Here is a 21,705-nt window from a genome sequence, read left to right on the forward strand (position 1 = left end):
GACCTTCGCCGGATGAGTGTTTACAATATTGGGTATGAAAAAGGCGTTGACGAAAACTAGTAGCCAGTCGGGCCCGTTAGAGAGCCACCACGGATTCTGAGAGTGGTGGTCAGTGCGCAAAGGTGAATTTCATTTTCCGAGCTGATACGTAATGGTATTCCGGTTGATCACCGTTATTTAGATTGACTAAGTGTACTAGCTATCCGTAGCTAGTAAACTAGGGTGGTACCGCGAAGCTTCGTCCCTATTGGGATGGAGCTTTTTTGTTTGTTCAAAGGAGTTGAAAAAATGGGATTAAGAGATAAGTTAACGGAACTTCGTGAGCAAGGTCTTGAAGAAATCAAGAACTCTAAGGACCTCAAGAAGATCAACGAAGTTCGGGTCAAGATGCTTGGTAAGAAGGGCCCCATCACGAGTGTCCTGCGGGGAATGCGTGATTTAAGTGCCGAGGAACGGCCGGTGGTCGGTCAGTTTGCCAACAAGGTTCGTGATGACCTGACGGAAGCTATCGAGGCACGCCGGACTGAGTTGGAACAGGCGGCCCTGAATGCCGAACTGGCCGCCGAAAAGGTGGACGTTACCCTGCCGGGGACCCCGGTTGCCCAGGGGCAGTCACACGTGATCCAACAGATTATCGACCAAGTCGTGGACCTCTTCGTTTCCATGGGTTACGAAGTGGCCGTGGGGGATGAAGTTGAGCAGGAAGTTTACAACTTTGAAAAGCTGAACCTGCCTAAGGACCACCCCGCTCGTGACATGCAGGATACCTTCTATGTAACCCCTAAGGTACTGATGCGGACCCAAACCTCACCAATGCAGGCGCGGATGCTGGAAAAGCATGACTTTAGCCAGGGGCCATTAAAGATGATCTCACCAGGGAAGGTTTACCGGCGTGATACTGACGATGCCACCCACAGTCACCAGTTCAACCAGATTGAAGGGATGGTTGTTGGTAAGCACATTACCATGGCCGACTTGAAGGGGACACTGGAAGTTGTTGCCCAGTCCCTCTTCGGCGATAAGCTCCAGGTTCGTCTGCGGCCAAGTTACTTCCCGTTCACGGAACCATCCGTCGAAGCTGACATTACCTGCTTTAACTGTATGGGGAAGGGCTGCGCAATTTGTAAGCACACCGGCTGGATTGAAGTCCTTGGTGCAGGAATGGTCCACCCGAACGTCTTGAAGATGTCCGGAGTTGACCCTGAAGAATTTGGCGGCTTTGCCTTTGGTCTGGGTCCAGACCGTTTTGCAATGCTGAAGTACGGGGTCGATGATATCCGGAACTTCTACCAAAATGACGTCCGTTTCCTGAACCAGTTCGATGAGAAAGGATAATCTAAATGAAAGTATCATACCAATGGCTTAAAGAATATTTAGACATTGACGTTGCTCCCCGCGACCTGGCAGAAAAGATCGCCCGGACTTCCGTTGACATCAATGATGTTTACTCCCTGAGTGATGGCCTTAAGAAGATCGTGGTTGGTGAAGTAGAAACCTGCGAACCCCACCCAGACTCTGACCACCTTCATGTTTGCCAAGTTAACGTGGGTGAAGATGAACCAATTCAAATTGTCTGTGGTGCACCCAATGTTGCTGCCGGTGAGAAGGTAATTGTTGCCCTCCACGGTGCCCGGATTGGCGACAACGTCAAGATTAAGCGGGGCAAGATCCGTGGTGTCCAATCTAACGGGATGCTGTGTGCCCTCCAGGAACTGGGCTTCAGCGATAAAATTGCGCCTAAGGATTATGACGAGGGAATTTACCTCCTGCCGGATGATGCCAAGCCTGGTGACAGTGTCTTCCCTTACCTTGGAATGGATGACACCATCATCGATACTGACGTTACGCCTAACCGTGGTGATATGCTGAGTATCTACGGCAACGTTAATGATATCGCCGCCTTTTACGGCCTCAAACCCCACTTTAAGGAGCTGGCCATTAAGAAGGAGGGGGACGAAAAAACTGCGGACCTCGTTAAGGCCACCGTTAATGACGATAAAATTGCCCCAACCTATAAGCTGCGGATCATCAAGGGGGTCAAGATCGCTGATAGTCCCCTCTGGATGCAGATTAAGCTGTGGAATTCGGGAATTCGACCGGTTAACAACGTGGTTGACGTCACCAATTACATCCTGTTGAAGTATGGCCAACCACTACACAGTTACGACTATGATAAGCTGCCAGGTCACCAGTTTAGTGTGCGGCACGCTAATAAAAATGAGAAGTTCACAACCCTGGATGGGGACGAACAGACCCTGATTGAAAATGATATCGTGGTTACTGCCGATGACCAGCCAATTGCACTGGCCGGAACCATGGGTGGTGAAGGAACCGCCGTTGCCGATGACACTACAACGGTTGCCCTGGAAGCCGCTATTTTCGACCCAATCATGGTTAGAAAACAGGCCCGTCGTCTTGACCTCCACAGTGAATCTTCCATGCGTTTCGAACGGGGAATTAATCCGGCAACGGTTGAAACGGCCCTGAACGAAGCAGCTGAGCTAATTAGTGAACTGGCCGGTGGTGAAATTACCCAAGGGATCGTTACCGCCAGCGAAAAACCGGCCCAAGACAAGCAGATTACCCTTTCTTTGAGCAAGGTTAACCATGTCTTAGGGACTGACCTGAAGATGGCTGAAGTTACGGATATCTTCAAGCGGCTGGCCTTCCCGGCAACGGTATCTGGGGATGACCAAATTGTTGTGACCGTGCCGGCCCGGCGGTGGGACATCTTTGTTGCGGCTGACCTTTACGAAGAAATTGCCCGGATTTATGGTTATGACAACTTGCCAGCCACCCTGCCGGTTATGACACGGAACCATGGTGGCCTGACCGCCCGGCAAAAGTTTATCCGGGCCAGCCGTCACGACATGGAAGGCATGGGATTAGACCAGGCAATCAGTTACTCCCTCACAACGGTCGAAAAGGCTAAGCAGTTCCAAATTGACCCCGTCGACGAACCAATGAAGCTTGACTTCCCAATGAGCTCTGACCACGTTGCTACCCGGATGAGCATCATCAGTGGCCTTTTGATTGACGTTGCCTACAACGTTGCCCGGAACGTCAATGATGTAGCCCTCTATGAAGAGGGACGGGTCTTCTTGCCAAAGGGTGGCGAACGCCCAGAGGAACAAGAACACCTGGCGGCCGCAATTACGGGGCACCTGCTGGCTAACTCTTGGCACCTTGATGACCAGCCGGTCGACTTCTTCCAAGTAAAGGGAATTGTGGAACGTTACCTCCACAACCTGGGAATTGCTGGTGAAATTGCCTACGTTGCTGATGACCAGCGTCCTGAAATGCACCCCGGGCGGACGGCGGACATCTTAATTGATGGCCAGCTGGTCGGTTTTGTGGGTCAGGTTCACCCAACGGTTGCAAAGGACTACAAGATTCCTGAGACCTACGTCTTCGAGCTCAACCTGGAAGACTTGATTGCTGCTGATAAGGTGGCTAACGAATACCACCCAATCAGTAAGTACCCGGCAATCACCCGGGATATTGCCCTCTTGGTTGATAGGGACGTTACCAACGCGGACGTCTTGGCAGTCATTAAGAAACGGGGCGGCGCCTTCTTGAAGAATGTCCACCTCTTCGACGTATACAGTGGCCTCCACCTGCCAAAGGGGAAGAAGTCACTGGCCTACACCTTGACTTACCAAGATGTTCACAATACATTGACGGAAGATCAGGTTAACAAGGCCTTTGATAAGGTTACTAACGCCTTAGTTGATGACCTTGGTGCTGAAATTCGTTAATAGCAAATAAAAGAGAAGAAGCCGGAAAAAAAGCATCGGAGCGCGCCTTTGGCTAGTATAGGACGATCGATGGCACGGAACGAGCCAATGGTCCTCCATAACTAGACACGAGGGGCGCGCTTTTTTTCCGCAATTACTATATAATATTTGAAAAACAAGGACTGGTGGGGACCAAATGCAAGAAGATAAACTAAGACGACAAAACCGCCTTGTCCTGGTCCTCTTGGCCTTACTAGTGGTGGTCGGCCTGGGGATTCACCAGTATTTCAACTATGCACTGACCCCGGTTAACCGCTCCAGTATGGCTCGCGTGACGGTGACGATTCCGCAAGGTGCTACTGATGACCAGGTTGCCGCGATCCTGAAGAAACACGGCTTAATCCGGAGTAGGTATGTCTTCAGCTACTACCTGCAAACACACAAGACGAGCGGTGTGAAGGCTGGACACTTCACCTTACGGCAGTCGTCTTCCGTGCCCCAGATTGCCAGTCGTCTCCAGGAGAACCAAGCGGCTAAGCGCCACTAGTCGGTTGATGAGGGCCCAATTGTGCTGTATACTATTTCAGATTAAATTTTTTAAGAGGGGTAAAAACAGTTAAATGAATTCTCAAGTTAAAACGCGCCCAATCATTATTGGGGTAACTGGTGGTTCGGGTAGTGGTAAGACTACCGTTAGCCGGGCAATCTACAACGAACTGAAGGGTAAAGACATCCAAATCATTACCCAGGATACCTACTACAACGACCAGGCAAACATGACGATGGCAGAGCGGAAAAAGGTCAACTACGACCACCCGCTGGCCTTTGACACCGACCTGTTGATTGAACAGTTGGCCGCCCTGCGTAACAACCAGGCCATCGAGATGCCGGTTTACGATTACAAGAAGTATACCCGGACGAACAAGACCGTTCACGTTGAGCCTACCGAGATAATCATCTTAGAGGGGATCTTGATCCTCGATGATGAACGACTTCGTGACCTGATGGATATTAAGGTTTACGTTGATACAGATGACGATATTCGCCTGATTCGCCGGATTAAGCGGGACATGAACGAACGGGGCCGGTCGCTGGATTCAGTCATTAACCAGTACCTGGCAACGGTCAAGCCGATGTTCCACCAGTTTATTGAACCAACGAAGCGGTACGCTGACTTGATTGTGCCCGAAGGTGGGGAAAACCACGTGGCCATTGACCTGTTGACCACCAAGGTCCGGGATATTCTGGTTAAGCGTGGTCACACCCTATAAATCTGTTTACAAGCTTGGCAATAAATGGTAATGTTACCACTGAATTATTTTAGAGGAGTGTATTGTTATGGCTGAAGAAAAAACGTTTCCAATGACCCTGGAAGGGAAAAAGAAACTGGAAGATGAACTCGAAGAATACAAAATGAAGCGCCGTCCCGAAGTTATCAAGCGCATTAAGATTGCCCGTAGCTACGGTGACCTGTCCGAAAACTCAGAATACGAATCAGCAAAGGACGAACAGGCAATGGTTGAAAGCCGGATTGCCCAAATCGAAAACATGCTGCAGTATGCAGAAATCATCGACAACGAAGATGTTGACAAGGATGAAGTTTCCATGGGTCGGGAAGTGACCTTTAAGGAGCTGCCGGACGAAGAACCTGAAACCTACACCATCGTTGGTGAATCAGAATCTGACCCCTTGAACGGCAAGATTTCTAACGAATCACCAATGGCCAAGGGTCTCTTGGGCCACAAGGTCGGCGAAGAAGTCGAAATTGAAATTCCAAGTGGCACGATGAAGGTCAAGATCTTGGAAGTTAAGTAATTAATGAAGGTCGCTAGCGTTTGTTTTCAAATGCTAGCGGCCTTTTCTTGTTGCTGCTCTTTCAAGATTAATACAATACCTTGATTTTCCCTTACATTTAGGCAAAAGGATTGGGATTTTGCCTTAAACATGGTAAGGTTAATGGTATGAAAGTGCTACCATTAGTGATGGCATAATAAGGGGATGTTTACATGAAATTAATTATTACGGATGAAGCGAGCAAGTGGTTCAAGAACGAACTAGGATTGCAGGACGGCAACGGGATCAAGTTCTACGGGAAGGTCTATGGCTTTACGGAAGTTCACCACGGCTTTTCACCGGCCTTCAATCGTGAGGACAAGCCAATTGAGCCTATCCTTGAGGAAGTAAAGGATGGCATCAACTACCACATTGACGGCCTGGATGAGTGGTTCTTTAAGGGCCTGGTCACCACGGTTGACTATAATGCAAAGACTGATGGTCCGGTCTTCCACTTTAAACACGAAAATAATGAGGACCAGCCCGACGTTGCGGGGATTAGTAAGGAAGATGAGGAACACCCGGACGCTTCCACCGGTGCATCGCAACATTAGGAATCTAAAATAACCTAAAAATAGTTCGAAGTGAATCAAGTATTTAGAAAGCATAAAGGGGACTCTAGTGGTCGGAAAATCCGAACGCTAGAGTCCCCTTTGTGTATGGTATTGTAGTATTTTAACGTGTGGTGTACTGTTGGCGCTTAACAATAATGATGGTTCCGGTTAGGCAGACGAGGCTGATGAGCGCCCCGGCAAGCAGGTATGGTGGCCGGTAGAATATCGTTACCTGGTGGTGGCCCGGTGACATCGGCACAGCCATGAAGGTACCGAGGACGGTCCTGCTCGTTGTTGGTTGACCATCAACGAGCACATGCCAACCCTTGGCTGCCGGAATCGTGGTCATCAGGACGCTTTGACCGCGATGGATGTTGACGGTCCCACTAATTCTAACATTTGAGAAGTGGCTGATCTTCAACGGTGACTGCTTAAGCGTCTTCAGACTAGCGTTAAACGGCCGCTGGTTTAGCCGGTAGACACTGACGTTTTGTAACCAGGCAGCTTGGTGCTTGAGACGCATGGTGATTGTCACCGGCTTGCCCTTCTGGTGGTGGGCGAGGTTAATAACGATGGTATCCCGGTAATTCTTTGTCTGGGCAAAGGCCTTCCGGTTAACACTCAGCCGGATGTCGTCAGCTGCCTCGGGCCCCACGGTCAGGTAGTAAGAATCATTGGTTGGTGGGTTAAAGGTCAGCTTGATGGCCGCCGGTTTCAAGAAGTCCTTGCGGCGGAATGTTGTGCCCGTAATCTGCCTTGCTGACTGAACGTTTTCAAAGCGGACCGCGGTAAAATTCTGGACAGCAAAGAGGGAGTGGTTGATTGGCCGCCCCGCCAATGCCTGCATGATTTGGGACTGGTAATTGACCGGGTCCAGGGTCGTGTGAGCGAGACTAAGGATCTCGTTGCTGGCCCCAAAGGCAATTGGCAGACTATTCGGGTTACGTTGGATCCTAACCTTACTGGTAGAAGCACTCGTTGCCAGTCCGTTCCAGTCTGGCCGGTAGCCAGAGCGTGGCATCAATGGGGTTGACGGGTCCTTCTTGGTCATCGTGTATTTAAAGCCCAGCAGTGCATCGGTGACCTGGGTCCCGTTGGAGTAAGTGACGAAGCCGTCGCCGGCGGGTTGACCGATTGCTCCCATAAAGTCCGGGAGGGCCGGTTCTAGGGTAGAACCAAAGTGGTCACCCGAGTTGAAGTCGGCCTGGAAGGGGTCGTCCTTGGTCCGGGTGAAAGTTTTAGCCACCCGGAAAAGGCCCTGGTCGTGCTGCCTAATTTTCTGGCTGGCCTGGTCAAGCTGGTTAGTGTAGGTTGCAAACTCTTTTTGGGAGACGTAGGCAATGTTGTTCAGGCTAGTAAAGGCGGCGGTGGCAACATCGCAACAGGCTAGGCAGATCAAAAGAAGGTCATACAATCCCGGAGTGTTTCGCCGGTTCAAAAGGAGGTAGACCAGGCTGATTCCAGCAAAGCTAATCCCGATGATCCGTTGGTCGGTACTGATGTATGACAGCTTAAGGGTCCCGGTGTAGGCAAAGATGGCAACGGTAAGCACCGAGAGGCATAGGACCTGCCACGGGGCCGGCCGGTAGTCAACCTGGAGGGTGCGGGCTGCTAGTAAGATGCACCAGCAGCAGAAGACAAAGGAGAAGCGGTAGGGGTACCAGACCGGAAACTGCCCAGCATGCCAGAGAAGGTCTAATGGTTCGTAGCAAAATGACAGGAGGAAGAAGATGGTCACACCCGCGGCGACAATCCGCTGGGTCCACTTGACGCGGGTATTAAAGAAGTAAAGGGCAAAACCGAGGATCATGATCATACCGATGTAGATGTTGGGCTGCCCCTTCGGCATCTGGTCGAAGTTGAAGGAACCCGGAACGAGTTTTGCCAGCATCTTCAACGGGAAGTACTCAAACCGGCTCCTGATTACGTTCTCAGTATAGGTGCCCTTACTTTGACTGAGGGCAAAGATTGTCGGCAGCAATACGACCGCGGCAATCCCGGCCGCAAGTAGTGAGGACCAGGCATAGCGGAGGAAGGCCATTCCCCGGGTCTTCCAACTGTCCAGGACCGGGAGTTGCCAGATGATAATCAAGAGGGTGAACAGGCAGACCATCCAGGCCATGTAATAGTTGTCGACCATCATTACCGCCAACCAGGCAATGTAGGTGCCGACCTGCCCTTGGTGGATTAGTTTAAACAACCCCCAGATAATCAGGGGAAGGATCACCAAGACATCCAACCAGATCATGTTTAACTGGTTGGCAATCATCCAGCCGTTTAGTGCATAAGCAGTGCTAAATGCCCAGATCCGTGGGCCACGTTGCCAGCCAGTCTTGTCAATCAACCAGGCAAAGGAAAGCCCCGCCAAACCGTAACGGAGAAGGAGGATGACCATTATCCCGCTGGTCAAAAATTTACCGGGAAACGCCAGTAAAATCAGGTTGAGGGGACTGAAAAGGTAGTAGGCGTTGGTCGCCCACATTTCACCGCCCAGGCCCTTGCTAAACGAATAGATTAAAGAGGACGGGTGGTGGAGAAGACTATTACGAAAGTAGGAAAAGAAGTCGATATACTGTTGCCCCAGGTCGACAGTTAAGAGGCTGCTACCACCAAAGGGTGCCATTTGGCGGTAGGCAAAGTAACTACCCATGATCAAAACGGGCAGTAGGAAGCTTCCCCACAGAACGATGGATCGTTTACTTATCTTTGACGTTTGTAACACAACAAATTCCCCTTTTAGTCATTTTTTACACGTAGGTCACATTATATAACGAAAAATGTGTTTAAATATCGACGGAAGTTAAATTTAGGTAAATCTGAAGGGAAGTAGTTCAAATTTTACCAAATAAAGAGTATTATTCTTGTGTTAGTAGTGGCGTTTGCCTGCGCAAAATAACAAAATTTGTTAAAATAGTATTCACTACAATGAAGGAGAATTTGATCCGGTGAAAATTTTTGATCGAATGAAGAACCTATTTGGTTCACGAAGTAATAATAAAAAGCGGAATGCTCAGTCGATTATCCCGTTTCGGTTAAACTTCTTGTTGTGGGTTGTCGGAATTCTGTTACTGGCCCTTGCTGCCCGCCTGTTTTACCTCCAGGTGCTCAACGGGACGGCATACAAAGCTGAGGTCAAACGGTCTGATACTTCCATCCAGACTAACAACGTCCAGCGGGGGATGATCTACGACTCCCGGGGGAAGGTGTTGGTCGGTAACCAGACCCACCAGGCGATAACCTACACTAAGGGGCCGGATGTGACTTCAGCAGACCTCTATAAGATTGCTAACCGCCTCGGCAAATACGTGTCGGTCTCCAATAAGAATTCGCGGTTGACGGACCGGAACGAAGAGGATTACTTCCTCGCTGATAAGGGCCGGTTAAAGCAGGTCCTAAAGCACGTTAAGACTTCAGACAGTGACTCTGACGATAATAAGTACAACAAGGCTCTGAAGTACCTGAGTGCCCACCCATCTGCTTGGCACCTGACGAAGCAGCAAAAGAACAATGCCCGGATTTATGCGGCAATGAGCGGGGCCTACTCCCTTTCCACAACCTATATCAAGGAAACGGGTGTTACCGCTAAGGAACTGGCTCAGGTTGGTGAACACCTTGGCGAGATGCCGGGGGTTAAAATTGGAACCGCCTGGACGCGAAATTATCCGCAGGGGAAGAACTTCCAGTCCTTTACCGGGAGCGTTTCGACGACTGGGTTGCCGAGTGATGAGGTTAACTCCTTACTGTCACAGGGGTATTCCCGAAACGATAGTGTGGGGCAGAGTTATCTCGAAAAGGAATACCAGGCCACTCTGGCAGGGTCCAAGTCCCAAACCCAGGTCACCACAAACGGTGGCAACAACGTCACCAAGGAAGTTGTTAAGTACCGTGGTAAGAAGGGTGACAACCTGGTCCTGACAATCAATGCTCAGTTGCAAAAGCGGGTTCAACAGATCCTACAGCAAAATTACTCCGCAGCGGGGAATAGCTACTCACCTGGAGTTTATGCTGTTGTTATGGATCCAAACACCGGGGCCGTCTTAGCGATGGCGGGAATTGACCGTAACACTAAGACTGGTAAGCAGACCGTCGACGAAATTGGCGCCATTAACCACCCAATTACCATGGGGTCGGTTGTTAAGCCGGCCACGGTCATGGGAGGTCTGATGTCGGGAGTAATCACCCCGTCAAATAACACCCTGACTGATAAGCCAATCAAGGTTCAAGGAATTGCGCAAAAGAGTTCCTGGTTCAACCACGGTGGGGGTGCCGACATGGCAGTTGACGCGCCAACTGCCCTGGAAGTTTCATCTAACTCCTACATGATGCAGGTGATCATGAAGGAAGGAAAGATGCACTATACGGATGATGGTCCGATGACGCTGAAGCCAACTATTTTCCAGATCGAACGGAAGTACTTCAATATGTTCGGCCTGGGTCAAAAGACGGGGATTGACCTTCCTGGTGAGACAACTGGTTACGAAGGGCCATCTGATGAAAAGCACATCGGTTCGGCGCTTGACTTGGCTTACGGGAACTATGATGGTTACACAACGATTCAGTTAGCCCAATACATGTCGACAATTGCCAACGGTGGGAACCGGATGCGGCCGTATGTGGTTAAGGAAATTCGGGGGACCAAGAGCAACGGGGAGCTGGGACCAATTCAATACGTTACCCAACCCCAAGTTCAGCAGGTCATCTCGGCGCCCAAGTCATACTTTGATATTGTCCACCAGGGGCTTTACCTGGTTACGCACGGGGCCAACGCCTACGTTACTGCTAAGAATCTGTCTAGCATGAAGCCATCCGTGTCTGGGAAGACCGGTACTGCCCAGACCGTTTCTGATGGTCACGAGACAATGACCTTGAGCTTTGCCGGATACTCACCATCCAAGAATCCGCAAGTGGTGGTTGCTCTGGCAATCCCTGGATGTACGAATGATGATGGTGAAGCCAATATCACGATGGCTAAGCAGATCTTCCAGGCATACTGGAAGATTGTTCGCAGCTCCAGCACCGCTAACGATGGAACAAATTAAGGGGCTGTCAAGGACTTTTCCTTAACAAACTTGAACAAACCCCTAGCCAAATCCACTAATAAATGATATAGTTGTAAGAGTTAGGGTTACGATAAATAACCAATTAAAGATTAAAAATATGTTTGGAGGTTTCAACTCATGCGTGTCAACATTACACTTGAATGTACTTCATGCCATGAACGGACTTACTTAACCAGTAAGAACCGTCGTCACAATCCCGACCGTCTTGAATTAAACAAGTACTGCCCACGGGAACGTAAGGTGACATTACACCGTGAAACTAAGTAATTTAGTTTCTTTTATCCTGCCGATAGCATTGCGCTGTTAGCAGGATTTTTTATTGTTAGTTGGTTTTAAGAGGAGAGAAAATGTCAGAAGAAAACAACACAGCCTTGCAGCAGGCAATGCAGCTAATGCTAAATGCCGGGGATGCTAAGAAAGCAGCCCACGAGGCCATTGAAGCAGCTCATGATGGGGACCTGGCAACTGCTAAACAGAAATTAGCCCAGGCTAAGGAAACGTTAAACACGGCCCATAACACGCAGACTAAGATGCTGACTAGTGAGGCTCAAGGGAAAAAGGTGGAATTAACCCTCTTAATTGTTCACGCCCAGGACCACCTGATGACGGCCATTACCTATGTTGACTTGGCAGGTGAAATTATTCGTCTCTACCAACGCCTCGCTGAAGACAAGTAAACGGACTTACCCCCCAACAACCGTTATAAAATAACGCTTGCAAAAAGCGCAGTGAGCGGTGATAATAAGTTGTTGAAACCGTTTATCTTATTTAGCATAAAGGGGAGATTGTAGAATAATGACGTATTCAAAAGCCGAACTGCGTCAAGCTTATATTGCCCGGCTGCAGCAGCTGGATGTTAATACCCGTCTTAATGAAGAAAAGGCGTTGGCATCCATCCTGTACGACCAGCCGGAATGGATGGGAGCAAAGGTCATTGCGCTGACCCTCAGTCAGTCCTTCGAGATTGATACGGCCCCGTTGATCCTTCATGCCCGGCATGAGGGACGGACGGTAGTTGTTCCCCGGACCTTGCCTCATCGGCAGATGGAGTTTGTCGAGTTAAAAGAAAATACGACCTTTGAAGAGACAACATTTGGTATTTTGGAACCCAGCGACGGACGTGTTTACGGCCCGGACGAGATTGACCTCATGATCGTTCCCGGGGTGGCATTCACCAAGGATGGCCACCGCCTGGGCTTTGGTGGTGGCTACTATGATCGCTACCTTAAAAATTACCAGGGTAAGTCACTGTCACTGGCGTTGCCAACCCAGGAAGCCGAGAACGGTGAGTGGACGCCAGAAGAGCATGACCAGCAGGTTGACCGGGTAATCACCCTCGCGGAGAAATAGCGAATGCAGGCAAACTACTGGAAGAAAAATCCCGTGACGGTAAGCCTGATTGCCATCCAGGTCGTCGTCTTCTTAATGATGACGGTGATGGGGGGCTCGACCAAAACTGCTGTCTTGCTAAAGTTTGGGGCGTTGAACGCGTCCCTCGTTCAGGCTGGACAGTGGTGGCGGCTAATCACCCCCGTCTTTGTTCACATCGGTTTTGCCCATATCTTAATTAACAGTATTACCCTTTACTTTATTGGCCTCTACATTGAGCAGCTCTTTGGCCACTGGCGGATGTTAGTTATTTACTTTGTCAGTGCCGTTGCTGGTAACCTATTGAGTGCCTTTTGGATTCCCAATGGCTTGTCGGCGGGAGCAAGTACGGCGATTTTTGGCCTCTTTGGTGCCTTTATTATGCTGGGCGTCACTTTTAGGGAAAACCAAGCGATTCGGATACTGGGTCGCCAGTTCTTGATTCTGGTTGTCTTAAACATTGTGACGGACCTTTTCGTCCCCGGCATTGACCTTGCGGGGCACCTTGGAGGATTGATAGGGGGCTTTTTAGCCGGTTATGCTGTTGGCGCACCCCGTCTTGGTCACGTGAACTCTGTGGAGCGGGTGCTTGCCACGGTGGTTTTAGTTCTCGGGTTACTAGTTTTATTTGTTAAAGTGAGCTGATAGGATGGCTTTACCACGTGAATATCGGATGTTATATGATGTTCAGCAGTTGCTGAAGGAGTTTAACGTCTTTGTGTATGTGGGCAAACGATTGTACGATATCGAGCTAATGGCAATTGAGTTAGACCACCTGTACGAAGCAGGGGTCGTCGACAAGACAACGTATATGAAAGCAAAGATTGTTCTTAGAAAAGAGCATCGTGAAGAAGAGCGCCGGGAAAAGTCTGGGCGCCTATACTAATTTAATAAACCAGGAGGAAATTATAATGGCAAAGAAGTTATTTGGTGTTGACCTTGGTGGGACAACAATTAAGTTTGCAATCTTAACCCAGGAGGGTGAAATTCAACAGAAATGGTCAATTCGGACCAACATCTTGGACGATGGTTCTCACATTGTTCCTGATATTGTGGATTCCATTAACCACCACCTGGACCTTTACAAGATGACGCCCGACCAATTCGTTGGTATTGGGATGGGAACCCCCGGGACCATTGACCGTGACAAGGGGACCGTTGTTGGGGCCTTCAACCTTAACTGGAAGACTACCCAAAAGGTTAAGGAACAAATCGAAGAAGGAACCGGTATGAAGTTTGCCCTTGATAACGATGCCAACGTGGCCGCTCTTGGTGAACGCTGGAAGGGTGCTGGTAACGAAGGTGACGATGTTGCCTTCATTACCCTTGGTACTGGTGTTGGGGGTGGATTGATCTCCAACGGTAAGCTGGTTCACGGAATCGTCGGTGCCGGTGGTGAAGTTGGCCACATGATTGTTAAGCCTAACGGTTACCTTTGTACTTGTGGTAACCGCGGTTGCCTGGAACAATATGCTTCAGCAACTGGGGTTGTTCACGTGGCCCAAGACAAGGCAGAAGAATACGAAGGTAACAGCCGCCTGAAGGCTATGATTGATAACGGTGACGAGATTACTTCAAAGATTGTTTTTGACTTGGCCAAGGATAACGACTACCTGGCAAACACCGTTGTGGACGAAGTTACTTACTACCTTGGCCTAGCATGTGCCAACCTTTCCAACGTCCTTAACCCTGAATACCTGGTTATTGGTGGTGGGGTTTCCGCTGCCGGTGACTTCCTGTTGAAGCGGGTTCAAAAGAACTTTGAAAAGTTTGCCTTCCCAACAGTTCGGACTTCTACCCAGTTGAAGCTGGCAGAATTGGGGAACGATGCCGGTGTTATCGGTGCTGCATCCTTAGCTCGGCAGTTTGAATCAGTTAACTAGTTTCACAAGGGAGCGTTAAACTTTGATTTTAGCTATTAGTAACGGACTGTTGACGTTTAACCTGGTCCTGATTGTCATCATCCTGGCCTTCTTGATTGGGTGGGGCTACCAGGCTTGGCGGCGGAAGCGCTACTCAACGGTTCTTGACCAAGAAGATTTTCAAAAGGGCATCCGGAAGGCCCAAGTGATTGACCTGCGGAGCGAGAGCGACTTTAAGGCGGGCCACATTCTGGGCGCCCGGAGCTTGCCGTATGTTTACCTACGGCAGCAATACGGTGAATTGCGCCCTGATTTGCCAATTTACCTCTACGATGCTGGTATGTCGGTCAGCACCCAGGCGGCAGCCTTTTTGTACAAGCACGGCTATAAGAAGCTCTACATCCTCCGGGACGGCTACCGCGCTTGGGACGGTAAGACGAAGAAGTCGAAGTACTAAAGGCGGCTTCTGATAAGTGATATCTGAATAAAAAAGGGGCTGGAGAGTTTTTCTCCAGCCTCACTTTTTTATTAAAATGTTGAGGAATTAAAATTGGTGTGCGGACCGGTTCTTCCGGGTAGCAGCCCGCCGGTTTTCGTCGAACTTAACCTCTTCTTCTTCAACCGGCTTAATAACCGTCTTGTGGAAGGCAACGGCGCCACTAACAATCGCTGCCAAAGTTGATGCAGTTCCGATTAAAAATCCCTTTGTTAATTGTTTCATCAGGCAATTCCTCCTTTTTATCAGTAACTTAACTCTATTATGAGCGACTTAAGCGTTATTTACCAGTCATAATCACCAAAATTATTATTTTAATAAGGAAGTTAAAGAATGAATAAAGTAATTGCAATTGTGGGGCCGACAGCAGTTGGAAAGACCGCCCTCTCGATTAAACTGGCCCAGGCCGAGCAAGGAGAGATCATTTCCGGAGACTCAATGCAAATTTACCGCCACCTCGATATTGGAACGGCTAAGGTAACTAGAGAAGAAATGGCGGGAGTGCCCCACCACCTGATTGATATTGCCGACGTCGACCAGCGGTACTCAGCGGCCCAATTTAAGGAGGCGGCCAGCAGACTTATCGAGCAAATTGCCAGTCGTCACCACCTTCCCATCATTGCCGGGGGGACTGGCTTTTACCTCCAGACCCTGACGGCTAATTTGACCCTTGGTGGAGACCATTTTGATGCCCGCTCCCAGCAAATTCGGGACCACTGGAACGCTGTCGCCGACCAGAAAGGAAACCAGTTTATCTGGGACCACCTGGCAAAAGTGGACCCGCAGGCCAGCCAAAACATCCCAGTGGGTAACCGACGGCGGATCATCCGGGCCATCGAGGTAGTGGAGCGGACTGGCAAGCTCTTCTCTGCTCAACCGCAGCTAGGTAGTGAGACCGCCTTCCTCCTGGTTGGCCTGACCACCGACCGGGCCGTCTTGTACCAGCGGATTAATGACCGGGTTGACCAGATGGTGCAAAACGGTCTTGTTGAGGAAGCACGCTGGTTATACGACCAGGGCGGCCTCAGCCTCCCCGCCGGAAAGGGGATTGGTTACCATGAACTGTTCCCTTACTTTGCCGGCGAGTGTTCGTTGGCAACCGCAATTGATAAGGTAAAGAAAGATTCGCGTCACTACGCCAAGCGTCAGTTGACCTGGTTCAGGAACAAGATGGATGTCCATTGGTTCGACCTGGTTAGCGGCAGGGACACAATTCAAGATGTTAAGTCCTTTGTGGAGACCTGGTTAAAAAAATAAAGTTGACGAACAAATTTGGTTACAATTAACTAAAAGTTCCGGAATTAAATTGACTTGTTTCAGGGGGATTGGTATTCTAAGAACCGTATTAAGGAAGGTAAGCTTGATACACGTTTGAACCATTAGGCCGGTGATTGGTCTATCCCAACCGGTCCTGATGGTTGCTGGCATTGGTTTATTAGAGTTATTGAAAGGGAATGAATTATATGGCAAAGCGAGAATTGACCAAAGACGAAGTTCGCACAATGGTAAAAGACGAAAACATCCGGTTCCTACGGGTGATGTTTACGGACCTGCTGGGAACAATCAAGAGCGTTGACTTACCAGTCAGCCAACTTGATAAGTTAATGGATAACAAGATCATGTTTGATGGTTCTTCAATTGACGGCTTCGTCCGGATTGAGGAAAGTGATATGTACCTTTACCCAGATATGTCCACTTGGCTGGTATTCCCATGGGGGGCAGAACACGGTAAAGTTGCCCGCGTAATCTGCAGTGTCCACATGACGGACGGGACCCCATTTGAAGGTGACCCACGGAACAACCTGAAGCGGGTCCTTCAAGACATGCGAAAGATGGGCTTTAAGGACTTCAACATTGGCCCTGAGCCAGAATTCTTCCTCTTCAAGACGGATGCCGATGGTAACACAACCACAAACGTTAACGATAAAGAAAACTACTTCGACATGGAACCAGCTGATGTTGGTGAAGACTGCCGGCGTGACATTGTCCTGGCCCTGGAGAAGATGGGCTTTGATGTTGAAGCGGCCCACCACGAAGTTGCCCCTGGCCAACACGAGGTTGACTTTAAGTATTCCGATGCCTTAGAAGCGGCTGATAACATTCAGACCTTCAAACTGATTGTCAAGACCATTGCCAAGAAGTACGGTCTCCACGCAACCTTCATGCCAAAGCCACTGTCAGGAATCAACGGCTCTGGTATGCACCTGAACATGTCCTTGTTTGATAAGGATGGCCACAATGCCTTTTACGACGAAAATGACGAAAAGTAGCTTTCCGAAACGGCTTACCACTTCCTTGGCGGTCTGATGAAGCACGCCCGGAGCTACACGGCAATCTGCAACCCAATTGTTAACTCTTATAAGCGCTTAGTTCCCGGCTATGAAGCACCGGTTTATGTTGCATGGTCAACTTCCAACCGGTCACCACTGATCCGGATTCCAAGTGACCGGGGGATGGGGACTCGGCTGGAATTACGTTCAGCTGACCCATCGGCAAACCCATACTTGGCAATTGCGGCTGTTCTGGAAGCTGGTTTGGACGGCTTACGGAACCAATTACCACCGATCCATGAGGTTAACGAAAACATCTACAAGATGACCAGTGCGGAACGGGATGAAAAGGACATCCGGAACTTGCCGGACACCCTGCACAACGCCCTGAAGTCCCTTGCTAAGGACGACGTCATCAATGGTTCGATGGGTGAACACATCTACCACAGCTTCATGGAAGCTAAGACCCGTGAGTACGATGCCTACCGTCAACATGTTTCTGATTGGGAACGGCAGCGCTACATGGACCAGTACTAAAGTTGGGCTTACCCGCGAAAATAATTTAACATAAAGATGCCGGTTAAACCGGCTCTTTTTTGTGCTGTACATTGACAAATCGCCACATTCAGATAAAATTGTATTTGTTGCACTAGCGCCTTTTTTAGGGTTGCTAACTAGTTACTAAAGGAGAATCGTAATAATGGATCAAAAGGTCAGAGTTCGGTATGCACCTAGTCCAACGGGTTTCTTGCATATTGGAAATGCTCAATCAGCATTGTTTAACTACTTGTTCGCACGCCACTTTAACGGAACGATGGTTCTGCGGATTGAAGATACCGACACGAAGCGTAACGTTGCTTCTGGTGAAAAGAGCCAGCGGGAAAACCTGGACTGGTTAGGGATTGACTGGGACGAAGGTCCTGATAAGCCAAACCCGAAGTATGCTCCCTACCGGCAAAGTGAACGGAACAAGAAGGGAATTTACCACAAGTACATTCAAGAACTTCTTGACAAGGGAATCGCCTACAAGGACTACACCACCGAAGAAGAACTCCAGGAAATGCGTGAACGTCAGCGCGCTAATAACGAAGCTCCCCACTACGATGGTCGTTGGTACGGTAAGAGTGAAGAGGAACAGAAGGCCGCTGAAGCCAAGGGCTTGAAGCCAACCATTCGGTTCCACTTCCCAAAGGACCACGAATATGAATGGGATGACATTGCCCGGGACCACGTTTCCTTTAACTCTGACAACCTGGGTGGGGACTTCATCATTGAAAAGAGTGATGGGATGCCAACCTACAACTTCGCCGTTGTTGTTGACGACCACTCAATGGAAATTACCCATGTTCTGCGGGGAGCTGACCACATTTCCAACACCCCTAAGCAGATGGCAATTTACGAAGCTCTTGGCTGGGAACACCCCGTATTCTGCCACATTCCGTTGATTTTCAACCCGAAGACCCGGAAGAAGCTCAGTAAGCGGGACAAGGATACCCTGCAATTTATCAACGAATACAAGAAGCACGGTTACCTGCCAGAAGCAATCTTTAACTTCATCGCCTTCTTGGGCTGGTCCCCAGTTGGTGAGCGGGAAATCTACTCCAAGGATGAATTAATCAAGGTTTACGACCCAAAGCGGATGTCCAAGGCCCCAGCTTACTTTGACCAAAAGAAGCTGGACTGGATGAATGCTCAGTACATCAAGAAGATGGACGTCGATGAACTGGCTAAGCGGACCATGGAACTGGTTAAGGAAGGGGAAACTGAGGAAGCTAAACGCCTGCAAAGCATCCCTGAGGACCAATGCCTTGATATCCTGAAGAAGACCATTCACGTCCACCAACGTGATGTTGATAAGCTCCTGGAAGTCATGGCCTATGCTTGGGATTACTACACCGTCTTGGACCAACACTTCAACTACGACCCAATTGTTGCCAATGATGATTTCGCTAACGACGATGTTCTGGCAGTCTTGAAGGGCTTGAAGGATAAGTTGGTTAACGGTGGCGATGACCTTGACTACAGTCAGGCAATTAAGGAAGTTGGTAAGGAGACTGGTGTTAAGGGCCGGAACCTGTACTTCCCATTGAACCTGGCCTTTACGGGGGCAACCTCCGCACCACAAATTTACGAAATCATGGCAATTTACCCGAAAGAAACTGATATCAAGTTGCTGGACCGGATGATTGACGCTTTCTAAATTAAAATTATATAAGTAGAACCGCCGGGCACGTTTTCAGTGCGACCGGCGGTTCTTTTGTTTTAAAAATGAAAAGCGGCTGAAAAATCAGTCGCTTTAATTAATTCGGATTGCTTCAAAAAGCTTATTCACTCAGTTTCTTGGCTTCTTCATCGAGCTTTGCGAAACCAGAGCCATCAGGCTTCTTGTTTCCACGCTTTTCCATGGCCTTACGAGCCATTTCCTTACGTTCTTGCTTACTTAGTGCCATAAGTCAACTTCGCCTCTTTTCGAAACGCTCCATAAACAACAGGTACTAAAGATACCTGTAACTATTATTATAGTGCAGTAAAAAATAAAAGCAAATTTCTCTTTTGGGTAGGGTGAGAGAAATTTTTCTCCCAGCCCAAAAATAATAATTTTTTCTTGTTTTGTTATTGCTTTCTCATTGCGGCGTGCTACAATAAGAATCGTAAAAGGAAACACGAAAGCATTTCAAGTAGGCCATTCAGAGAGATGACGGGTGGTGCAAGTCATTGGCCGAAACTCCGGTGCTTATATATGTGGGCGGGCAATGCCGCACGGTGGGTAGCCGTTATCTATCAAGAGTGTAACAATTTACTTTGTTAAACTTGGGTGGTACCGCGGAACATGAGCCATTTCGTCCCAAAATTTATTGAGGATGAAAATGGCTCTTTTTGTTAGGAGGATTTTGTTATGCTAGATATCAAGAAGATTCGTAAAGACCCAGACTTTTTCAAGCAAAAGTTAGCAACCCGTGGTGTTAAGGCCGAAGAAATTGATGAAGTTCTGGAATTAGATGCTACCCGTCGTGAATTATTGAAGCAAAGTGAAAGCCTGCGGGCTGAACGTAACACCGCCTCTGACAAGATTGGTGAAGCCAAGAAGAATGGTGAAGATGCCGATGAAGCCGTTAAGAAGGTTCGGGTAATCAACGCTGACATTAAGGAACTGGATGAAAAAGTTAACGCCAATGAAGAAGAGTTCCACGATAAGATGTCGCGCCTGCCAAACATTCCAAAGGATGAGGTTCCAGTAAGTTTGACCGAAGAAGGTTCCGTTGAATTACGGAAGGTTGGTAAGATTCGTAAGTTTGACTTTGAACCTAAGCACCACTGGGACATTGGTGAAAACCTCGGTATCTTAGACTTTGACCGGGCTCACAAGGTATCTGGTGCACGGTTTGTTTACTACCTTGGTTTAGGTGCTCAACTGGAACGGGCGGTTTACAACTTCATGCTTGATGAACACCGCAAGGACGGTTACACAGAAGTATTGCCACCTTACATTGTTAAGGCTTCTGCTATGTACGGGACCGGTCAATATCCAAAGTTCCGGAACTCTGTTTACCGGGTAAACGGTGAAGACATGACCTTGATTCCAACTGCCGAAGTTCCGTTGACTAACTACTTCTCTGGTGAAGTTATTCCAGCCGAATTACTGCCAGTTTACGTAACTGCTTTAACTCCATGTTACCGTTCTGAAGCCGGGGCTGCTGGTCGTGACACCCGTGGTTTGATTCGGATGCACCAATTCAACAAGGTTGAAATGGTTAAGTACACCCGTCCAGAAGATTCTTGGGACGAACTGGAAAAGATGACCGCCAATGGTGAAAACATTCTGAAGAAGTTGAATATTCCTTACCACGTTATCACCTTGACCACTAGTGACATGAGTTTCACCGCATCGATGACCCACGATATTGAAATGTGGATGCCAGCTCAAAACAAGTACCGTGAAGTATCCAGTTGTTCGAACTGCCTGGACTTCCAAGCACGGCGGATGCACACCCAGTACCGTGATGAAGATGGAAACCTTCGTTACGTTCACACCTTGAATGGTTCTGGTCTGGCTGTTGGTCGGACAGTTGCTGCCATCCTTGAAAACTACCAAAACGAAGACGGCTCCGTTACTATTCCAGATGTCTTAGTACCATACATGCACGGCATTACTAAGATCACCAAGGAAAATGCCGTTCCATTCCGTAACAAGTAATTTGGTTAAGTAGTGTCAGTTGACTTTACATTGCTGCTAATACCTCAAAGAAGCTGGGAGAAAACCTTTGTTTTCTCCCAGCCTCTTGTAGTTCTCCGAATATTATACAGTAATCGCGGAAAAAAGCGTGCTCCTAGTGTCTAGTTACGGACGATCATTGGCCCGTACCGTGCCAACAATCGTCCTATACTAGCCATACGGAGCACTCTGACGCTTTTTTCCCAGCTTCTTTTGTTACACATAACAAAAAAGAGGAGGCTGGGAATTAACTATTATTTTCTAGCTTCTAACTAAGAAAATGCGAACTATGATTTTTGATTTAATCAAAAA

20 protein-coding genes, 1 pseudogene and 1 other annotated feature are annotated in these 21,705 nt (G+C 48.8%); of the genes and pseudogenes, 18 read left to right on the forward strand and 3 right to left on the reverse strand.

The genetic code is table 11. The annotated features are described in order from the left end of the window. The first annotated feature begins 37 nt into the window (after window positions 1-37). Window positions 38-249, forward strand: a binding site (T-box leader). Between the two features lie 39 nt (window positions 250-288). The 6 genes from QOS01_RS07735 to QOS01_RS07760 all read left to right on the forward strand — a co-directional run bounded on the left by QOS01_RS07735 (window position 289) and on the right by QOS01_RS07760 (window position 6,124). Then, a complete protein-coding gene (locus QOS01_RS07735; protein ID WP_047768811.1) occupies window positions 289-1,335 on the forward strand; it encodes a phenylalanine--tRNA ligase subunit alpha in 1,047 nt (348 codons plus the stop codon). A 5-nt stretch (window positions 1,336-1,340) separates the two neighbouring features. After that, window positions 1,341-3,758: a phenylalanine--tRNA ligase subunit beta gene (pheT, locus tag QOS01_RS07740; RefSeq protein ID WP_283621837.1), complete on the forward strand. Its 2,418-nt coding sequence runs from the start codon at window positions 1,341-1,343 to the stop codon at window positions 3,756-3,758. 175 nt (window positions 3,759-3,933) lie between these two features. Next, window positions 3,934-4,284, forward strand: a complete 351-nt coding sequence (locus tag QOS01_RS07745) for an endolytic transglycosylase MltG (protein WP_283621838.1) — start codon at window positions 3,934-3,936, stop codon at window positions 4,282-4,284. A gap of 73 nt (window positions 4,285-4,357) precedes the next feature. Further along, the gene (udk, locus tag QOS01_RS07750) at window positions 4,358-5,008 is read left to right on the forward strand and encodes a uridine kinase (protein WP_047768816.1); all 651 of its coding nucleotides are present in this window, start codon (window positions 4,358-4,360) and stop codon (window positions 5,006-5,008) included. A gap of 67 nt (window positions 5,009-5,075) precedes the next feature. Further along, on the forward strand, window positions 5,076-5,552 hold the full coding sequence (gene greA, locus QOS01_RS07755; RefSeq protein ID WP_222257880.1) for a transcription elongation factor GreA: 477 nt from the start codon (window positions 5,076-5,078) through the stop codon (window positions 5,550-5,552). A gap of 191 nt (window positions 5,553-5,743) precedes the next feature. Further along, window positions 5,744-6,124 carry a HesB/YadR/YfhF family protein gene (locus QOS01_RS07760; protein ID WP_283621839.1) on the forward strand — a complete coding sequence of 127 codons (381 nt, stop codon included), beginning with the start codon at window positions 5,744-5,746 and terminating at the stop codon, window positions 6,122-6,124. A 121-nt stretch (window positions 6,125-6,245) separates the two neighbouring features. On the opposite strand, the gene QOS01_RS07765 is transcribed toward QOS01_RS07760, so the two are convergent. Continuing rightward, window positions 6,246-8,846, reverse strand: a complete 2,601-nt coding sequence (locus QOS01_RS07765; RefSeq protein ID WP_283621840.1) for a YfhO family protein — start codon at window positions 8,844-8,846, stop codon at window positions 6,246-6,248. Window positions 8,847-9,087: 241 nt separating this feature from the next. Here QOS01_RS07765 and QOS01_RS07770 point away from each other — a divergent pair, with 241 nt between their 5' ends. The 8 genes from QOS01_RS07770 (at window position 9,088) to QOS01_RS07805 (ending at window position 14,871) form a co-directional block, all read left to right on the forward strand. Next, window positions 9,088-11,163, forward strand: coding sequence for a peptidoglycan D,D-transpeptidase FtsI family protein (locus tag QOS01_RS07770; protein WP_408612487.1), 2,076 nt, complete (start codon window positions 9,088-9,090; stop codon window positions 11,161-11,163). A 138-nt stretch (window positions 11,164-11,301) separates the two neighbouring features. After that, window positions 11,302-11,451, forward strand: coding sequence for a 50S ribosomal protein L33 (gene rpmG, locus QOS01_RS07775; RefSeq protein WP_047768829.1), 150 nt, complete (start codon window positions 11,302-11,304; stop codon window positions 11,449-11,451). Between the two features lie 80 nt (window positions 11,452-11,531). Next, window positions 11,532-11,861, forward strand: a complete 330-nt coding sequence (locus tag QOS01_RS07780; RefSeq protein ID WP_283621842.1) for a PTS lactose/cellobiose transporter subunit IIA — start codon at window positions 11,532-11,534, stop codon at window positions 11,859-11,861. Window positions 11,862-11,979: 118 nt separating this feature from the next. Continuing rightward, window positions 11,980-12,534, forward strand: coding sequence for a 5-formyltetrahydrofolate cyclo-ligase (locus QOS01_RS07785; protein ID WP_283621843.1), 555 nt, complete (start codon window positions 11,980-11,982; stop codon window positions 12,532-12,534). A gap of 3 nt (window positions 12,535-12,537) precedes the next feature. Continuing rightward, window positions 12,538-13,197 carry a rhomboid family intramembrane serine protease gene (locus tag QOS01_RS07790; RefSeq protein ID WP_283621844.1) on the forward strand — a complete coding sequence of 220 codons (660 nt, stop codon included), beginning with the start codon at window positions 12,538-12,540 and terminating at the stop codon, window positions 13,195-13,197. 4 nt (window positions 13,198-13,201) lie between these two features. Further along, a complete protein-coding gene (locus QOS01_RS07795; RefSeq protein WP_283621845.1) occupies window positions 13,202-13,438 on the forward strand; it encodes a YqgQ family protein in 237 nt (78 codons plus the stop codon). 25 nt (window positions 13,439-13,463) lie between these two features. After that, window positions 13,464-14,435, forward strand: a complete 972-nt coding sequence (locus tag QOS01_RS07800) for an ROK family glucokinase (RefSeq protein ID WP_283621846.1) — start codon at window positions 13,464-13,466, stop codon at window positions 14,433-14,435. Window positions 14,436-14,457: 22 nt separating this feature from the next. Continuing rightward, the gene (locus QOS01_RS07805; protein ID WP_047768840.1) at window positions 14,458-14,871 is read left to right on the forward strand and encodes a rhodanese-like domain-containing protein; all 414 of its coding nucleotides are present in this window, start codon (window positions 14,458-14,460) and stop codon (window positions 14,869-14,871) included. Window positions 14,872-14,958: 87 nt separating this feature from the next. On the opposite strand, the gene QOS01_RS07810 is transcribed toward QOS01_RS07805, so the two are convergent. After that, complete coding sequence (locus QOS01_RS07810; protein ID WP_047768842.1) at window positions 14,959-15,135, reverse strand: DUF3042 family protein; 177 nt, start codon at window positions 15,133-15,135, stop codon at window positions 14,959-14,961. A 108-nt stretch (window positions 15,136-15,243) separates the two neighbouring features. On the opposite strand from QOS01_RS07810, the gene miaA reads away from it, so the two are divergent. From miaA to gltX, 3 genes and pseudogenes are all read left to right on the forward strand, one after another. Continuing rightward, window positions 15,244-16,167 carry a tRNA (adenosine(37)-N6)-dimethylallyltransferase MiaA gene (miaA, locus tag QOS01_RS07815; protein ID WP_283621847.1) on the forward strand — a complete coding sequence of 308 codons (924 nt, stop codon included), beginning with the start codon at window positions 15,244-15,246 and terminating at the stop codon, window positions 16,165-16,167. Between the two features lie 206 nt (window positions 16,168-16,373). After that, a pseudogene (gene glnA, locus QOS01_RS07820) lies at window positions 16,374-17,717 on the forward strand (type I glutamate--ammonia ligase). 163 nt (window positions 17,718-17,880) lie between these two features. Further along, the gene (gltX, locus tag QOS01_RS07825; RefSeq protein WP_283621848.1) at window positions 17,881-19,380 is read left to right on the forward strand and encodes a glutamate--tRNA ligase; all 1,500 of its coding nucleotides are present in this window, start codon (window positions 17,881-17,883) and stop codon (window positions 19,378-19,380) included. A 124-nt stretch (window positions 19,381-19,504) separates the two neighbouring features. Here gltX and QOS01_RS07830 read toward each other — a convergent pair whose 3' ends face one another. After that, window positions 19,505-19,630, reverse strand: a complete 126-nt coding sequence (locus QOS01_RS07830; RefSeq protein ID WP_261313201.1) for a hypothetical protein — start codon at window positions 19,628-19,630, stop codon at window positions 19,505-19,507. Window positions 19,631-20,076: 446 nt separating this feature from the next. On the opposite strand from QOS01_RS07830, the gene serS reads away from it, so the two are divergent. Beyond that, window positions 20,077-21,375, forward strand: coding sequence for a serine--tRNA ligase (gene serS, locus QOS01_RS07835; protein ID WP_283621849.1), 1,299 nt, complete (start codon window positions 20,077-20,079; stop codon window positions 21,373-21,375). Window positions 21,376-21,705 lie beyond the last annotated feature (330 nt).

The sequence above is a fragment of the Limosilactobacillus avium genome, from assembly GCF_947381485.1.
In the GTDB taxonomy this organism is placed as follows: Bacteria; Bacillota; Bacilli; order Lactobacillales; family Lactobacillaceae; genus Limosilactobacillus; species Limosilactobacillus avium.